Annotated in this window: 14 protein-coding genes; all 14 read left to right on the top strand. The window is 65.0% G+C overall.

The window, feature by feature from the left end; genetic code table 11:
• Positions 1–47: 47 nt before the first annotated feature.
• The 14 genes from ACF8SD_RS10255 to ureG all read left to right on the top strand — a co-directional run bounded on the left by ACF8SD_RS10255 (position 48) and on the right by ureG (position 15318).
• Positions 48–1070, top strand: a complete 1023-nt coding sequence (locus tag ACF8SD_RS10255; protein ID WP_392484844.1) for a zinc-dependent alcohol dehydrogenase family protein — start codon at positions 48–50, stop codon at positions 1068–1070.
• Positions 1071–1554: 484 nt separating this feature from the next.
• A complete protein-coding gene (locus tag ACF8SD_RS10250; protein WP_173889508.1) occupies positions 1555–2943 on the top strand; it encodes a hypothetical protein in 1389 nt (462 codons plus the stop codon).
• On the top strand, positions 2943–4304 hold the full coding sequence (locus ACF8SD_RS10245; protein ID WP_392484843.1) for an aminotransferase class I/II-fold pyridoxal phosphate-dependent enzyme: 1362 nt from the start codon (positions 2943–2945) through the stop codon (positions 4302–4304). Before ACF8SD_RS10250 ends, ACF8SD_RS10245 begins: the two co-directional genes overlap by 1 nt.
• 125 nt (positions 4305–4429) lie before the next feature.
• Positions 4430–6079, top strand: a complete 1650-nt coding sequence (locus ACF8SD_RS10240; RefSeq protein ID WP_392484842.1) for a VRR-NUC domain-containing protein — start codon at positions 4430–4432, stop codon at positions 6077–6079.
• Positions 6076–8343 carry an ATP-dependent DNA helicase gene (locus ACF8SD_RS10235; RefSeq protein WP_392484841.1) on the top strand — a complete coding sequence of 756 codons (2268 nt, stop codon included), beginning with the start codon at positions 6076–6078 and terminating at the stop codon, positions 8341–8343. The genes ACF8SD_RS10240 and ACF8SD_RS10235 overlap by 4 nt, the downstream gene beginning before the upstream one ends.
• Positions 8344–8584: 241 nt before the next feature.
• Positions 8585–9499 (top strand): tyrosine recombinase XerC, encoded by a 915-nt coding sequence (xerC, locus tag ACF8SD_RS10230; RefSeq protein ID WP_173889500.1) that lies wholly within the window; start codon positions 8585–8587, stop codon positions 9497–9499.
• A 255-nt stretch (positions 9500–9754) separates the two neighbouring features.
• The gene (locus ACF8SD_RS10225) at positions 9755–10588 is read left to right on the top strand and encodes an urease accessory protein UreD (protein ID WP_173889498.1); all 834 of its coding nucleotides are present in this window, start codon (positions 9755–9757) and stop codon (positions 10586–10588) included.
• Between the two features lie 9 nt (positions 10589–10597).
• Positions 10598–10900, top strand: a complete 303-nt coding sequence (locus ACF8SD_RS10220; RefSeq protein WP_009685463.1) for an urease subunit gamma — start codon at positions 10598–10600, stop codon at positions 10898–10900.
• Between the two features lie 19 nt (positions 10901–10919).
• Complete coding sequence (locus ACF8SD_RS10215; protein WP_173891704.1) at positions 10920–11237, top strand: urease subunit beta; 318 nt, start codon at positions 10920–10922, stop codon at positions 11235–11237.
• Positions 11234–12937, top strand: coding sequence for an urease subunit alpha (gene ureC / locus ACF8SD_RS10210; protein WP_173889496.1), 1704 nt, complete (start codon positions 11234–11236; stop codon positions 12935–12937). The genes ACF8SD_RS10215 and ureC overlap by 4 nt, the downstream gene beginning before the upstream one ends.
• A gap of 10 nt (positions 12938–12947) precedes the next feature.
• Positions 12948–13445 carry an urease accessory protein UreE gene (gene ureE / locus ACF8SD_RS10205; RefSeq protein WP_173889494.1) on the top strand — a complete coding sequence of 166 codons (498 nt, stop codon included), beginning with the start codon at positions 12948–12950 and terminating at the stop codon, positions 13443–13445.
• An 18-nt stretch (positions 13446–13463) separates the two neighbouring features.
• Positions 13464–14009, top strand: coding sequence for a HupE/UreJ family protein (locus ACF8SD_RS10200; RefSeq protein ID WP_173889492.1), 546 nt, complete (start codon positions 13464–13466; stop codon positions 14007–14009).
• Positions 14009–14683, top strand: coding sequence for an urease accessory protein UreF (locus ACF8SD_RS10195; RefSeq protein ID WP_009685458.1), 675 nt, complete (start codon positions 14009–14011; stop codon positions 14681–14683). Before ACF8SD_RS10200 ends, ACF8SD_RS10195 begins: the two co-directional genes overlap by 1 nt.
• 11 nt (positions 14684–14694) lie before the next feature.
• On the top strand, positions 14695–15318 hold the full coding sequence (gene ureG / locus ACF8SD_RS10190; RefSeq protein ID WP_009685457.1) for an urease accessory protein UreG: 624 nt from the start codon (positions 14695–14697) through the stop codon (positions 15316–15318).
• Positions 15319–15320: the final 2 nt, after the last annotated feature.

Genomic DNA, 15320 nt, shown 5'->3' with positions numbered 1-15320 from the left:
CGGATAGAGTCAGTGGTAATTAGAGGTTCACAAAGGCGAGGTATGCGATGTCCCGCATGATCCGTTTCCACAAGTTCGGCGCTGCCGATGTGCTCCGTTGCGAGGAGCAGGCCGAACCGTCTCCCGCTGCCGACGAAGTGCAAATTCGCGTCGAGGCGGTTGGCGTCAGCTGGTATGACGTGCTCTGGCGGCAGAACCTGGCGCCGTCGCAGGCACGCCTGCCGGCCGGTATCGGCCATGAGATGGCGGGTGTGGTGACGGCGGTCGGTGAAGGGATCGCAGACATTGCCGTGGGTGACCGGATTGCCAGTTTTCCCGCTACCAGCGCCAATGACCACCCGGTATACGGCGATGTCATCGTGCTGCCACGGACCGCGATCACACGCTATCCGCAGGTGCTTACCCCGATCGAGGCCAGCGTGCATTATACGCCGCTGCTGATTGCCTATTTCGCCTACGTTGACCTGGCACGGGCCAAGGCCGGGCAGACTGCCTTGGTCACCGACGCCAGCCACTGTGCCGGCCCCGCTTTCGTACAGTTGGGCAAGGCGCTGGGGCTTAAAGTGTTCGCTGCCACCAAGGATGCCGAGCAGCGTGACTACCTGCTGGGCCTGGGCGCCGACAAGGTGATCGTCACCGAAGAGCAGGACCTGTTGATGCAGGTTGGCAAGTACACCGATGGGCGCGGCGTGGACATGGTTCTGGACGGCATGGGCGGGCCGCAGATGTCGTTGCTTGGCGATGTGCTGGCACCGCGTGGCAGCCTGGTACTGTATGGCCTGCAAGGCGGCAACCAGACGCCGTTCCCAGCCTGCGCGGCCTTCCAGAAGAACATCCAGTTCTATGTGCACTGCATCGGTAACTTCACTGGCAAGCCGGAGCTGGGTATCAGCCAGGACCAGGTGGCGCTGCAGCGTGCCTTGCGCGACATCAACCAGTTCACCGCCGACCAGTTGCTGACCCCGCAGATCATCAAGGTGTACCCGTTCGAGCAGGTGGTGGAGGCGCATCGCTACATGGACCAGTGCCCCTGCGGTGGGCGCGTGGTGTTGGATATGGCGTCACACTGACCACTGCAGTTCACCGTGAACCCGGGCCAGCCCCGGGTTTTTTGTGCGCGGAATAAAGTAGCGTCATTGTTAAAGTGGGAATATTCCTACAATAAAAGACGAAGCGGACTACATATAATTCATTAATTAAATGCCACTGGAAACATGCCGCCAATCATTTGCGGTTGCATGTGCGTGGTTAGAGGGTCAAGGTGAATTTGGCGCTTTGCTGAATGGTTTTTTTACCGTGATCTGTATCTTCAATTCGCTTCGCATCACTCGATAATGGCGCAATGATACTTTGTGCAAAGGAGTGGGGGATGCGTACGGCTAGGCCTGAATCAGAGCATTGCAGGGGTATGTTTTTCTCCATGGCCTGGCGACAGTGAAGGCTCACGTCACTTTATTCAATTGTAGGAAGTTTCTTCTGTAAAAGCCTGGCGCAGAGTAAGCCTGAACAACTTGCTTGGGTATGCGCCGGCTACTCGAAGTGGTGAGGTGATCCGTGACTGCTATTCACGACCAGGCAATGCATTATATCTACCAGCAAGTACTCGAGCGCTTGCTCGCCCATATGTCTCAGGCGCAACGGGCCTCCTTGCAGTTGTTGATACAACGTTTATTGGTAGCCGCAGGCGGGCCTGAATATATCGGCACCTTTCGCCTGCAGGTATTGCAGGGCAGTGATCGTCAGGGTGCGCGGCTACTGGCGATGTTGCGTGCTGCGCAGTTGAGCATCGCCATGCGTGCGCCGGTTACTTTCCAACTGCGCGTGCTGGTGGTGAGTTTGCCGGTGGCCGGTAGCCCTACGTTGCACGGGCTCGATCAAGGCTTCAGCGCGCTGTTCATGCAGGATGATCCGCGGGTGCAACTGCAAATGATCGAGGGGCGCGAAGTGGTACCGTTCAGTTGCCGCCCCCGTGCAGCGTCCGAGCGCTGGTTGCCGACCAGGGAAGCGCTGCTGATGTTTGGCCACCTGATCGATGCCAGGCCAGAAGCCTTGCTGGGCAGCCGCCTGCACCTGGAACTGGCGGCGGCCGTAAGCTTCGCGCTGCAGGCCCAGGCGCCCGCCGACGCAATGGTCACCGCCTTGCCCGCAGGGCAGCGCCGGCGGTACCTGGCGTGGGCGCTGCATAGCCAGCGCCTGGCGGGTCAACGTGGCCCTTACCTGGCGCACCACTGCCTGTCGACGCTGGCCGAGGGCCTGGCGCGCTTGCAAGGGGCTGTGGGGCTGGCGCCCGGCAACCCGGCGGATCAGCCTGCGGGGTCTGCGCTCAAGGGGGGGCCGGTGCGGTTGATAGCCATTGATGACCTGCTGCCGCCGTTGCTGGACGGGCAGCAGTTGGATGCCATGCTGGGCTGGCACTTCGCGGCGGACGACGAGGCCTGCTCGCCGTTGGCCGCGTTCGTCGACCCATTGGCGTTGGCTCAGTTGCAGGAGCTGCGGACCCGCAGCCTGGAGCCTCAGGCCACTCGGCCGCCCTTGAGCCTGGCTGGGGCGCCGGGCAACAGCAAGCCTGCCGCAGACCCTGTGCTGCAGTTTGGCAAGGCCTATGGCCTCAGCCAGGCCCAACTGGAATGCCTGCTCTGCAAACCGTTCGCCAGGCAGGGCAAGAACCTCGAGCGTTTTCTGCGCGCTCGCCATGCCGACATGCTGGTGGCGTTGCCATACCTGCACAGAGCAATGCAGGGCAAACCGTGCCCTGCGGCGGTCAAAGCCTGGCTGGTGAACACCAGCGGGCTGTCACTGGCGCAACTGCGGGCAGTCTATGGCGGTAAGATGCCGCTACCTGCGTGGCGCCTGCTCAGTGCGTTGGCGCGCCGCGACGCGCACTTGCGGCTGTTGCCGCGCCACGCCGCTGAACGGCGGCACAGCCCCGCGAGGCACCTTTAATGGCGCGAACAGCGGCCGGCGAGTTCGCTTATCGGCGGGTCTACCGCTACCTGGAAGCGTTGATTGGCCAGGCGGCGGCCGGTGGTCCGAACCGGCTACCGTCCTTGCGTGAGCTGTCGCGGCGGCTGCGGGTATCGCTGGCAACGGTGCAGAGCGCCTACAGCCTGCTGGAAGAGGAGGGCCGCGTGCACTGCCTGCCACGCTCGGGCTATTTCGTTCGCCTGGCTGACCTGCAGCAAGGTGGCATGCCCCGGCAGGCGCCCCAGCCCGCACAACCGTTGCTGGAGCGCGCCTTGTTCGCCCACGAGCGGCGCCTGGCCCGCCAGCGCGAGCGCGGCGCTGGCCCTTGGGAAGTGCAGGGCAGTGCGCGCCTGCGTGACGCCCTGGCGGAGCGTTACACCCGTTGCTCGCGCCAGTACTGGCGGGCCAATGACGTCCACTTGGCCCCGGAAGTGCCGGCGTTGCTGGAAACGCTGCTCCCAGCGCTGGCCCTGCACAGGGGCACCACGGTGCTGGTACAGTCGCCCTGTTGCGGGCACGTGCTGCGTGCTTTGGCGCGCGCTGGCATGCGGGTGTTGGAGGTGCCACCCGATCCACGTGGCAACCCGGACCTGCAGGCCGTGGCCAGGCTGTTGGGCTGCGAGCCGGTACGCCTGCTGGTGATGCCGTCCTGCCTTGGCCTGCCGCAAGGGCGGTTGGTCTCCCTGCATTACCAGCAGCAGCTTGGCCTGCTGTTGAGTCAGCACAGCGTATGGCTGCTGGAGAACGACCTGGACAGCGAACTTTGCTACAACGGCCCGCCCGCGACCCGCCTGCGCGATTGGGTCGATCCGCGCAGGCTGCTGATCATGGGGGCGTTCGAGGCTGCAGTAGGGCCCGAAGCGCCGTATGCCTACGTACTGAGCCTGGATGCCGCCCTGGCCAAGGCGTTCTGCGAGCGGGCGTTCCGCCTTGCGCCGCTGCGGCTGTTGGCGCTGGCCCACCTGTTGGCCAAGGGCGATATCGAAGCGCAACTGGTGGCGTTGCGCAGCAACCAGCAGCAGCGCACGCAAAACCTCGCCTGTGCGTTGCGCGCGCAGTTCGCCCAGCGGGTGGCGCTGGAGCCCCCGCAAGGCGGGCGCATGCTGTGGGTGCGCTTCGAGCAGCCGCTGGCCTGGGATGCCATTGCCACGGCCTTGGCAGGTTGCGCATTGCATGCATTGCCGGGGGAACAGTTCAGCTTGCAGGGCCGCTACCGGCAGCACCTGGCGCTGATTTGGCTGGGCGACTGCCCAGGTGACCTGCAACAAGCCGTGCAGCGCCTGGCCCAGGCCCTGGAACTTCGCCGCAGGCGGGTGCGGCGGTTCCCCGCTGAATCATAGGGCACTGCATGCCCAAGGGCGCGTTCGCGGCCGTTCTTGCAGGGGCGAGCTGACCCACGGCACTTGCCAGGCCCATGGGTCTGTATGTATAACCAGTACCTTGTTTCCGCTACCTGACCCAGTCCGTGATTGCCCACTCCGTCGACGACCCGTTCTATTACCTGCACAACTTCCGCCAGGTACTGCTGTGGGTCGAACAGCGCTACCAGGACCTGCTCGATGAACAGGAACTGGCGTTCATCCATGCCTTCGGCCAACTGAGCGCGCCAGCCCAGGCCTTGATGGTGCGCATGGTGATGCGCAAGGGCGAATTGTTTCGCAGCGACCGCCTCGTCTATGAGGAAATAGGCGACACCGAACTGGCCCTGCAGCCGCTCAAGGCCCTGGGCTGGGTCCGCGAGCCCGAGCAACTGCAGTTGGAGCAACTGTTCGCCTTGCTGCGCAAAGACGAACTGGCGTGCTGTTTCGCCGCCCAATTGACCCGCCCGCGTGCCGCCAAGCATGACTTGCTGGCCCAGTTGCAGCCGTTGCAGCTGGCCGCCCGGTCTCTGGCCGAGTGGTACCCGGGCAGTGAGTTGCGCATCTTGCAGTGGTGCCTGCAACCGCTCTGCGACCGCATGCGGCTGCTGTTCTTCGGCAACCTCTACCAGGATTGGTCAGACTTCGTGCTTGCCGACCTGGGGCTGCTGCGCTACGAGCAGGTGCCCTTCAGCGCGGATTCGCGCGCCCTGCAGCAGCGCGCCGATATCGACCTGGCCATGGTGCTGCATGAGTGTGCCGAGCGCCTGGAGCAGGGCGAACACCCTCAGTCGATAATCACGGCAATACAGCACCTGCACTGCGACAACCCTTGGCTGGCCCGGCGCCGTGCGCGGTTGCAGTTCGCCCTGGGCCAGCAATGCGAGCGCCTGGGTGACTGGGACCAGGCCATGGCGGTTTATGCGCAGTGCAGCCATGCCCAGGCGCGTATTCGCCAGGTGCGGGTGCTTGAGCGCAGTGAACGTTGGCCGCAGGCCCATGCCCTGGCGTTGCAACTGGCAGCGGCACCGGCCAACGCACTGGAGGTCCAGGCGCTGGAGCGTATGCTGCCACGCCTGGCGCGCAAGCTCGGTGGCCCGCCACAGCGCCGCCAGCGCGTGGCGCCGCTGGCACTGATCGAACTGGAATTGCCCCGCGAGCACGCCGCGCTAGGCGTTGAAGAGGCTGTGCGGCAGCATTTGGCCGCCGAGGGCGGGCAGGCCCACTATGTGGAGAACACGCTGTTCAACAGCCTGTTTGGCCTGCTGTGCTGGGAGGCGATCTTCGCCCCTGTGCCTGGCGCTTTTTTCAACCCGTTCCAGGCCGCGCCGCAGGACCTGCACGACAGCGACTTCCAGCAGCGCCGTAGTGCCCTGTTCGAGCAATGCCTGGCGCGGCTCGACGATGGTAGCCACCACCAGGCGATCCTGGATTGCTATGCGGCCAAACACGGGCTGCAGTCACCCTTCGTGCACTGGTCGATGCTCAACGAAGCGCTACTGCAGCAGGCCTTGACCTGCCTGCCGGCTGCGCAACTCAAGCACTGCTTCGTGCGCCTGCTGCAGGACATTCGCAGCAACCGTGCGGGCATGCCCGACCTGATCCAGTTCTGGCCCGAGCAGGGGGGTTATCGCATGGTCGAGGTCAAAGGCCCCGGTGACCGCCTGCAGGACAACCAGTTGCGCTGGCTGGCGTTCTGCCAGGAGCACGGCCTGCCTGTCGCGGTCTGCCATGTGCGCTGGAGTGACGCCGCTTGAGCTACAGCGTGGCGGTGCGTGCCTTGTGCGAGTTCAGTGCCAAGGTCGGCGACCTCGACCTGCGCTTCACGCCGTCGCCCACCGCTCAGGAGGGCATCGAGGGCCACCAGCGGGTAGTGGCCAGGCGTGCGGCCGGCTACGAGTCGGAAATTACCCTCGAGGGCCAGTTCGAAGGCCTTCGGGTGCGGGGGCGTGCCGACGGTTACGACCCTGCCTGCAACCGGCTGGAAGAGATCAAGACCCACCGTGGCGACCTGGCCCGGCAACCGGCCAACCACCGCCAGCTGCACTGGGCGCAGGCAAAGGTGTACGGCTGGCTGATGTGCCAGGCCCGGCAACTGGCGAGCATCGAGGTTGCCTTGGTGTACCTGGACGTCGACAGCGACAGCCAGACCCTGTTCAGTGAGCACTGCACGGCCGCTGAGTTGCAGGCATTCTTCCAGGTCCAGTGCCAGCGCTTTCTGGGCTGGGCCCAGTTCCAGCAGCAGCGCCTTTGCGAACGTGACCACGGCCTTCAGGCGCTGCGCTTTCCCTACCCAGCGTTCCGCCAAGGCCAACGGCAACTGGCAGAAACCCTGTACAAGGCGGTGAGCACGGGCCGTTGCCTGATGGCCCAGGCCAGCACCGGCATCGGCAAGACCCTGGGTACCTTGTTTCCGTTGCTCAAAGCCATGGTGCCCCAGCAACTGGACAAACTGTTCTTCCTCACGGCCAAGACCCCGGGCCGGGCGCTGGCCCTGGATGCCATGCGCCAGATCACCACGGGCGATACCCAGCCTGGGTTACGCACCCTGGAACTGATCGCTCGCGACAAAGCCTGCGAGTACCCGGACAAAGCCTGCCATGGCGAGTCCTGCCCGCTGGCGGCCGGCTTCTACGACCGCTTGCCAGCCGCGCGCAAGGCCGCTGCGGCCGTGCCGCTGCTGGACCGTACCCACCTGCGCGAAGTGGCCTTTGCCCATCAGGTGTGCCCGTACTACCTGGGCCAGGAGATGGCCCGCTGGGCCGACGTACTGGTTGCCGATTACAACTATTACTTCGACGCCCACGCTTTGTTGTTCGGGCTGACACAGCTCAATCAGTGGCGGGTCGCGGTTCTGGTCGACGAGGCTCACAACCTGGTCGAGCGTGGGCGGGGCATGTACAGCGCCAGCCTCGATCAGGGGCAGTTGTTGGCGTTGCGCCAGAGCAAACCCCATGGGCTGGGCAGTGCGCTGGACCGCCTGAACCGCCAGTGGAACGCTCTGTACAAAGAGCAACGGGCACCGTACCAGGCCAGCGAAGCGCTGCCGCATGACCTTTTGCGCACCCTGCAGCAGTGCATCGGGTTGATCCAGGAGCAGATGAACCAGGCGCCCACGCACATCGACCCGCAGGTGCTGCAGTTCTTCTACCAGGCTTTGCAGTTCAGCCGGGTAGCCGAACTGTTCGACGAGCATTTCCTGTTCGATATCAGCCAGCGCCAAGGGCCGCGCAAGCGCCGGCTGGCGACCTTGTGCCTGCGCAATGTGACCCCGGCACGGCTGCTGGCACCGCGCATGCGCGCAGCGCGCAGCGTCACCCTGTTCTCTGCCACGCTGAGCCCGCGGCAGTTCTACAGCGACCTGTTGGGCATGCCGGCCGATACAGCGTGGCTGGAGGTGGCAGCGCCGTTTCGTGCCGAACAACTGCAGGTGCGCATTGCCAGCCAGGTGTCTACCCGCTACCAGCAGCGCCAGGCTTCGCTGGCGCCGATCGTCGAATTGATTGCCCGGCAGTATGAGCGCCAGCCGGGTAACTACCTGGCGTTCTTCAGCAGTTTCGAGTACCTGCAGCAGGTCGCCGGGCTGCTGGCCGAGCGCCACGCGCAGATCCCATTGTGGGCCCAGGCCCCGGGCATGGACGAGGCGGCCCGGCAGGCGTTCCTCGACCGCTTTGTCGCCGACGGCCAGGGCATCGGCTTTGCCGTGCTGGGTGGTGCGTTCGGTGAAGGGGTGGACTTGCCGGGCACCCGCCTGATCGGCGCTTTCGTCGCCACGCTCGGGCTGCCCCAGGTCAACCCGGTCAACGAGCAGTTCAAGCAGCGCCTGGGTCGGCAATTTGGCGCGGGTTTCGATTATGCCTATCTCTACCCCGGCGTGCGCAAAGTGATCCAGGCAGCGGGGAGGGTGATTCGGGGGGACCAGGACCGTGGTGTGCTGGTGTTGATCGATGAGCGTTTCGCCGAGCCGAGGGTGCAGCAGATGTTCCCGGGCTGGTGGCCGCAAGGCGAGCAGTGTACCTGACCGCTGCGTTCAGCACCTGGCACTGCGCCGGCAGGCCCAAGGTCGTTCAGGGGGCTCGATTGGGGTAAGATCACCTCCATGCCTGATGCAAAGTCCTTGTATATCAAGGTGATGGCACTTTCTCGGGCCAGAATGGCCTGACCGTTAGTTTGTCATGCAGACTCGCTGGCATGCCGTTTTGATCTGCTCCAGCGTCGGCCCGCTGTGCTGCCGGCCAACGCCCCGCTACAGGATTCACGCTTTGTCCGACCTCTCGAAAAATCCGCTGCTGCAGTACATGGCCCGCCTGGCCCCATCCAGCCAGCAAACCATGCGCTACATCCTTCAGGACGCCGCCGACCGCTTGGGGTTCGTCGACTGCAATATCGTCGACGTGCCCTGGCATCGGCTCGAGCCCGGCCATGTGATCGCTCTGGTGGCCGCCCTGCGGGCCGATGGTTACGCGCCCAACAGCTCTTCGCTGTACGTCAACGCCATCCGTGGGGTGATGAACGAGGCCTGGCGCCAGGGCCTGATCGACCACGAGCAGTTGTTACGCATCCGCGAGGTCAAGCCGGCAACCGGCACCCGCCTGCCGCCCGGGCGCAACCTGCGGCGTAGCCTGATTCGCGAACTGATGGAGGTGTGCGCTGCCGACCCGCGGCCGCAAGGGGTGCGCGATGCGGCGATCATTGCCTTGCTGTATGGCACAGGCATGCGCAAGTCGGAATCGGTCGACATCGACCTTGCCCAGGTTGATTTCGCCGCGCGCAGCCTGCAAGTGGTGGGCAAGGGCAACCACCAGTTGATCAAGTACGCGCCGCCCTGGGCGTTCGAGAAGCTGCAGGCGTGGCTCGACCTGCGCCGCCAGGACCTGCCGGCCGGTGTCGAAGACGACCCGTTCCTGTTCAACCGCATCCGCCGCGGCAATCACATCACCCGGGCGCGTATCACCAAGCATGCCATTTACTACATCGCCCGCCAGCGCGGGGCGCAGGTGGGAGTAAAGATCATGCCGCATGACTTCCGCCGCGCGTTCATCACCCGGGTGATCGAGGAGCACGACCTGTCCATTGCACAAAAGCTGGCACACCATGCCAACATCCAGACCACGGCGATCTACGACCGGCGTGACGACAACGAACGCCGCCGTGCGGTAGACCGTTTCGACTACTGAGCGCCGACCAGCGTAGGCCTCGCCAGCACCGAAACGGGGCCTGGGCACGCCCCCGCTTTGTGCGGCCCACGCGGCGGTGCCCGATGGCAGAGCGACCGGTAAAAATAATTCATCTGCCTTCACCTGCGGAGTTGGCCCGCAACCTGCTATATCCAGCCTGCGAATTTGATCGAGTGGTCAGGCCGTGCGCCCTAACCGGCGCCCGCCGCTGACCCTCTTACCGGCCAGCAGGCCACGGATTTCAGGGGCCGCAGGATGTCGCTCGCGGAGCAGATCGAACACCACCCAGACGACGCAGGCTGGAGCGCCCACCTGCAGTTGCGCTTTGTCCAGCGTGCGGGCACGACCCGCCTTGGTGCATGGAAACATTTCGGACCTCTTTTGGTGCAGCGCCCCTTCTACCCGGAAGGTGCACCCTGCCATGTGTATGTACTGCACCCGCCGGGTGGCATCGTTGCCGGCGATCGCCTGGAGCTCGACATTCAGCTGGAAACTGGCAGCCACGCCCTGCTGACCATGCCCGGTGCCAGCAAGTTTTACCGCAGCATCGGCCCGACCGCACGGCTGACCCAGCGCTTCCACCTGGCCGCTGGCAGCACCCTTGAATGGTTGCCCCAGGACAGCATTTTCTTCTCCGGTGCCCGTGCCAGGCTCGCCAGCCACTTTACCCTAGAGCCCGGCGCCCGGTTGCTGGCCTGGGAAACGTTGTGCCTGGGCCGCCCGGTGATGCTCGAGCGGTTCGACCAGGGCGCCCTCGACAGCCTGTTGCACATCACCCTGGCCGGCGAAACGGGCCTGCATGAGCGCCTGCGTATCGAAGGCGGGCAGCTGGGCAAGCTCGGCGGCCACCCACTGTTAGCCACCTTCTGTGCCGCGCCGGCCGATCAGGCATTGCTGGAGCAGGTAAGGCTCATGCTCGATGAGCTGGGCACCCCTGCCGGCGCGACGCTGCTTGGTTCGCTGCTGGTGATCCGCCTGCTCGACCATGACAACCAACATTTGCAACGCACCCTGCAACGCCTGTGGCATGTGCTGCGTCCGGCCGTGCTCGGCCTGCCAGCCTGCCCGCCACGTATCTGGGCCACCTGAGAGAGCGCCATGGAGCTGACCCCAAGAGAGAAAGACAAACTGCTGCTGTTCACTGCCGCCTTGTTGGCAGAACGGCGCCTGGCCCGTGGCCTGAAACTCAACTACCCGGAGGCCGTAGCGCTGATCAGCGCCGCCGTGCTGGAAGGGGCCCGTGATGGGCGCACCGTCGCTGAGCTGATGAGCATGGGCCGCGAGGTGTTGAGCCGTGACCAGGTCATGCCTGGCATCGCCGAGATGCTGCACGACGTACAGGTCGAAGCGACCTTTCCGGATGGCACCAAGTTGGTGACCGTGCATGACCCGATCGTCTGAACCTGCCGAGGAGCGCCGCATGATCCCAGGTGAAATCCAGGTCGCCGCTGGCGACATCGAATTGAACAGTGGCCGCGTCACGGTCAGCGTCAGCGTAGCCAACCATGGCGACCGCCCGGTGCAGGTCGGCTCGCATTACCACTTCTACGAAGTCAACGAGGCGCTGGTGTTCGAGCGTGGGCCAACCCTGGGCTTTCGCCTGGATATCCCGGCCGGCACTGCCGTGCGCTTCGAGCCGGGCCAGGCCCGTACCGTGCAACTGGTGGCTTACGCTGGCAAGCGCGAGGTCTACGGCTTTCAGGGCAAGGTGATGGGCGCACTGGAGGGCAGGGCATGAGCCGTATTTCCCGCCAGGCCTATGCCGACATGTTCGGCCCTACCGTGGGTGACCGTGTGCGCTTGGCCGACACGGCGTTGTGGGTCGAAGTAGAGAAGGACTACACCGTTTACGGCGAAGAAGTGAAGTTCGGCGGCGGCAAGGTCATCCGCGATGGCATGGGTCAGGGCCAGATGCTGGCCGCCGAGGCCATGGACCTGGTGTTGACCAATGCGTTGATCATCGACCACTGGGGCATCGTCAAGGCCGATATCGGCATCAAGCACGGGCGTATCGCCGTGATCGGCAAGGCCGGCAACCCCGACGTGCAACCAGGCGTCAACATACCCGTAGGGCCAGGCACCGAAGTGATCGCCGCCGAGGGCAAGATCGTCACTGCCGGGGGGGTCGACTCGCACATCCATTTCATCTGCCCGCAGCAGGTGGACGAGGCGCTCAACAGCGGTGTCACCACCTTCATCGGTGGCGGCACTGGCCCGGCTACCGGAACCAACGCCACCACCTGCACCCCAGGCCCGTGGTACCTGGCGCGCATGCTGCAGGCTGCCGACAGCCTGCCGATCAACATCGGCTTGCTGGGCAAAGGCAACGCCTCGCGCCCTGAAGCGTTGCGCGAGCAGATCGCTGCCGGGGCGGTCGGGCTCAAGCTGCACGAGGACTGGGGCTCGACACCGGCGGCCATTGACTGTTGCCTGGGCGTAGCCGAAGAAATGGATATCCAGGTGGCCATCCATACCGACACGCTCAACGAATCGGGCTGTATCGAAGACACGCTGGCGGCGATCGGTGACCGCACCATCCACACCTTCCACACCGAAGGTGCCGGTGGCGGCCATGCCCCCGACATCATCCGTGCGGCCGGGCAGGCCAACGTGCTGCCGTCCTCGACCAACCCGACGCTGCCGTACACCATCAACACGGTGGACGAGCACCTGGACATGCTCATGGTCTGCCACCACCTGGACCCAAGCATTGCCGAGGACGTGGCGTTTGCCGAGTCGCGCATCCGCCGTGAAACCATCGCTGCCGAGGACATCCTCCACGACATGGGCGCTTTTGCCATGACCTCGTCCGACTCCCAGGCCATGGGCCGGGTGGGCGAGGTGGTGCTGCGCACCTGGCAGGTGGCGCACCAGATGAAGCTGCGCCGTGGCCCACTGGCACCGGATACCCGCTACAGCGACAACTTCCGGGTCAAGCGCTACATCGCCAAGTACACCATCAACCCGGCGCTCACCCATGGCATCGGCCACGAGGTGGGCTCGGTCGAAGTGGGCAAGCTGGCCGACCTGGTGCTGTGGTCGCCGGCATTTTTCGCGGTCAAGCCCGCCTTGGTACTGAAGGGCGGCATGATCGTCACCGCGCCCATGGGCGATATCAACGGGTCCATCCCCACGCCCCAGCCGGTGCATTACCGCCCGATGTTCGGCGCGTTGGGCGCAGCCCGCCATGCCACGCGCATGACCTTCCTGCCCAAGGCCGCCATGGACCGTGGCCTGGTCGAGCAATTGAACCTGCGCAGCCTGATCGGCGTGGTGGACGGGTGCCGCCGGGTGCGCAAACCGGACATGGTCCACAACACCCTGCAACCGCTGATCGAGGTCGACGCGCAAACCTACCAGGTGCGCGCCGATGGCGAGCTGCTGGTCTGCGAACCGGCCAGTGAACTGCCGCTGGCCCAGCGCTATTTCCTGTTCTGAAGGAGCACCGATGATTGTCTTGACCCAGCGGATTACCGAACCCGGCACATGTGCTGTCACGGGTACCGTCACCCTCGATGTGGACAGCCGCATCAAGAGCCGCCTGCGGGTGACGCTGGACGATGGTCGCGAAGCCGGCCTGATGCTGGAGCGTGGCCACCTGCTGCGTGGCGGCGAACTGTTGGCCGATGCCGAGGGCACCCAGCTGATCCGCGTGCTGGCAGCGCCCGAGGCGGTGTCCACCGTGCGCTGTGCCGACCCGCACCTGCTGGCGCGCGCGGCCTACCACCTGGGCAACCGCCATGTCCCGCTGCAGATCGAGCCCGGCCTGTTGCGCTTCCAGCATGACCATGTGCTGGACGAGATGCTGCGTGGCCTGGGCCTGACTGTCGAGGCCGAGCAGGCCCCGTTCGAGCCCGAAGCGGGTGCTTACCAAAGTGCGCCACACAGCCACAGCCACGCTCACGCCCACGATCACCCGTTCGTGCGCTTGCCTGCCCATTCCTGAACTGCCCTGGAGCAACCGATGAAAAAGACTTTCGCCCTGTTTCTGCTGATGCTGGCCGTGCCGGCTTTCGCCCACCCCGGGCATGACAGCAACCCCTTGCATGACGGCCTTCTGCACCCGCTGACCGGGCTCGACCACCTGCTGATGCTGCTGGGGACCGGCGTACTGGCGGCGCTGACCCGGCGCAACCTGACCTTGCCACTGGCGACCCTGGCCGCGATGTTCGGCGGGGCGATATGTGGGCATCTGTTCGGGGACGTGCTGGGCATGGAAACGCTGATCGCTGTGTCGCTGCTGGTGGCCGCAGGTGCCGTGCTGCTGCCTGGCCGGCAACGACTGCTGGCCTTGGCGATGCCGGTGTTCGCGCTGTTCCATGGCTGGGCGCATGGCGTCGAGGCCACGCCAAGCGCGTTCTGGCAGTTCAGCGCCGGCTTTGTCACGGTCAGCGGGCTGTTGCTGGCCGCCGGCTTTGCGGTCGGTTGCCTGCTGCGCCGCCATGCTGGCCTGCAAAAAGCTTTCGGCGGTGGCCTGCTGGCCGGCGCCGCGCTGGTACTGGCCGGCTGATGAACAGCGATCTGGCGTTGCTGCGCCTGCTGCAACTGGCCAGCCCAGGCCTGCCGGTAGGTGGCTTCACCTATTCGCAGGGCCTGGAGTGGGCCGTGGAGGCGGGCTGGGTAAGGGATGTGCACGGCTTCACTGCGTGGCAGCGTGAGCAGTTGCACGACACCCTGGTCGGCCTGGACTGGCCGGTGCTCGCCCGCTTGTACCAGGCCTGCCAGGCCGAGGATGCGCAGGCCTTTGCTCATTGGAGCCGGTTTTTGCTGGCCAACCGTGAAACCGCCGAGTTGCGCCTGGAAGAACAGCAGCGCGGGGCGGCCCTGGCACGGCTACTCGACGGTTGGCAGTTGGGCCAGGCGCCGGCGTGGCGGACCAGCCTCGAGCTGACCCAGTTGGGCGGCATGGCCTGGTTGGCTGTGCACTGGGCCATCCCCTTGCGCCAACTGGCCCTGGGGCATGGCTTTGCCTGGTTGGAGGGCGCGGTCATGGCCGGTGTCAAGTTGGTGCCGTTCGGCCAGCAGGCGGCCCAGACCCTGCTGCGTGACCTGGCCACCGATTTGCCCGCAGCCATCGACCAGGCCCTGACCCTGGGCGACGACCAGCTCGGGGGTGGCCTGCCGTTGCTGGCCATTGCCTCATCGCGTCACGAAACCCAATACACCCGTTTGTTCCGTTCCTGAGGACTGCCTGCATGCATAGCTATCAACAACCCCTGCGCGTCGGTGTCGGCGGCCCTGTCGGTTCCGGCAAGACCGCACTGCTCGAAGCCCTGTGCAAAGCCATGCGCGATCACTACCAGATTGCCGTGGTCACCAACGACATCTACACCAAGGAAGACCAGCGCATCCTCACCGAAGCCGGCGCGCTGGAGCCGGAGCGCATCGTCGGGGTGGAAACCGGCGGTTGCCCGCACACGGCGATTCGCGAAGACGCGTCCATGAACCTGGCGGCGGTCGAGGCGCTGGCGCGCAAGTTCGGCAACCTCGAAGTCATTTTCGTGGAAAGCGGCGGTGACAACCTCAGCGCCACATTCAGCCCGGAGCTGGCCGACCTGACCATCTACGTGATCGACGTAGCCGAGGGCGAGAAGATTCCGCGCAAGGGTGGCCCGGGCATCACCAAGTCCGACTTCCTGGTGATCAACAAGACCGACCTGGCACCGTATGTGGGGGCTTCGCTGGAGGTGATGGAGCGCGATACCCAGCGCATGCGCCCACAGCGCCCATGGACTTTCAGCAACCTGAAGAAAGGAGAGGGGCTGCAGGCAGTGATCGATTTCATTGTGGAACGCGGAATGCTGGGTGTGCGCGGTTAAAC

It is taken from the genome of Pseudomonas sp. CJQ_9 (assembly GCF_043106615.1).
In the GTDB taxonomy this organism is placed as follows: Bacteria; Pseudomonadota; Gammaproteobacteria; order Pseudomonadales; family Pseudomonadaceae; genus Aquipseudomonas; species Aquipseudomonas juntendi.
The sequence above is the reverse complement of the archived record's forward strand: the minus strand, read 5'-3'. Positions and strand labels throughout refer to the sequence as shown.

Coding starts and splice junctions, on each gene's coding strand:
- ACF8SD_RS10225 (WP_173889498.1), top strand. CDS start 9,755: ATGTCGCTCGCGGAGCAGATCGAACACCACCCAGACGACGCAGGCTGG.
- ACF8SD_RS10255 (WP_392484844.1), top strand. CDS start 48: ATGTCCCGCATGATCCGTTTCCACAAGTTCGGCGCTGCCGATGTGCTC.
- ACF8SD_RS10200 (WP_173889492.1), top strand. CDS start 13,464: ATGAAAAAGACTTTCGCCCTGTTTCTGCTGATGCTGGCCGTGCCGGCT.
- ureC (WP_173889496.1), top strand. CDS start 11,234: ATGAGCCGTATTTCCCGCCAGGCCTATGCCGACATGTTCGGCCCTACC.
- ACF8SD_RS10215 (WP_173891704.1), top strand. CDS start 10,920: ATGATCCCAGGTGAAATCCAGGTCGCCGCTGGCGACATCGAATTGAAC.
- ACF8SD_RS10220 (WP_009685463.1), top strand. CDS start 10,598: ATGGAGCTGACCCCAAGAGAGAAAGACAAACTGCTGCTGTTCACTGCC.
- ACF8SD_RS10245 (WP_392484843.1), top strand. CDS start 2,943: ATGGCGCGAACAGCGGCCGGCGAGTTCGCTTATCGGCGGGTCTACCGC.
- ACF8SD_RS10195 (WP_009685458.1), top strand. CDS start 14,009: ATGAACAGCGATCTGGCGTTGCTGCGCCTGCTGCAACTGGCCAGCCCA.
- ureE (WP_173889494.1), top strand. CDS start 12,948: ATGATTGTCTTGACCCAGCGGATTACCGAACCCGGCACATGTGCTGTC.
- ureG (WP_009685457.1), top strand. CDS start 14,695: ATGCATAGCTATCAACAACCCCTGCGCGTCGGTGTCGGCGGCCCTGTC.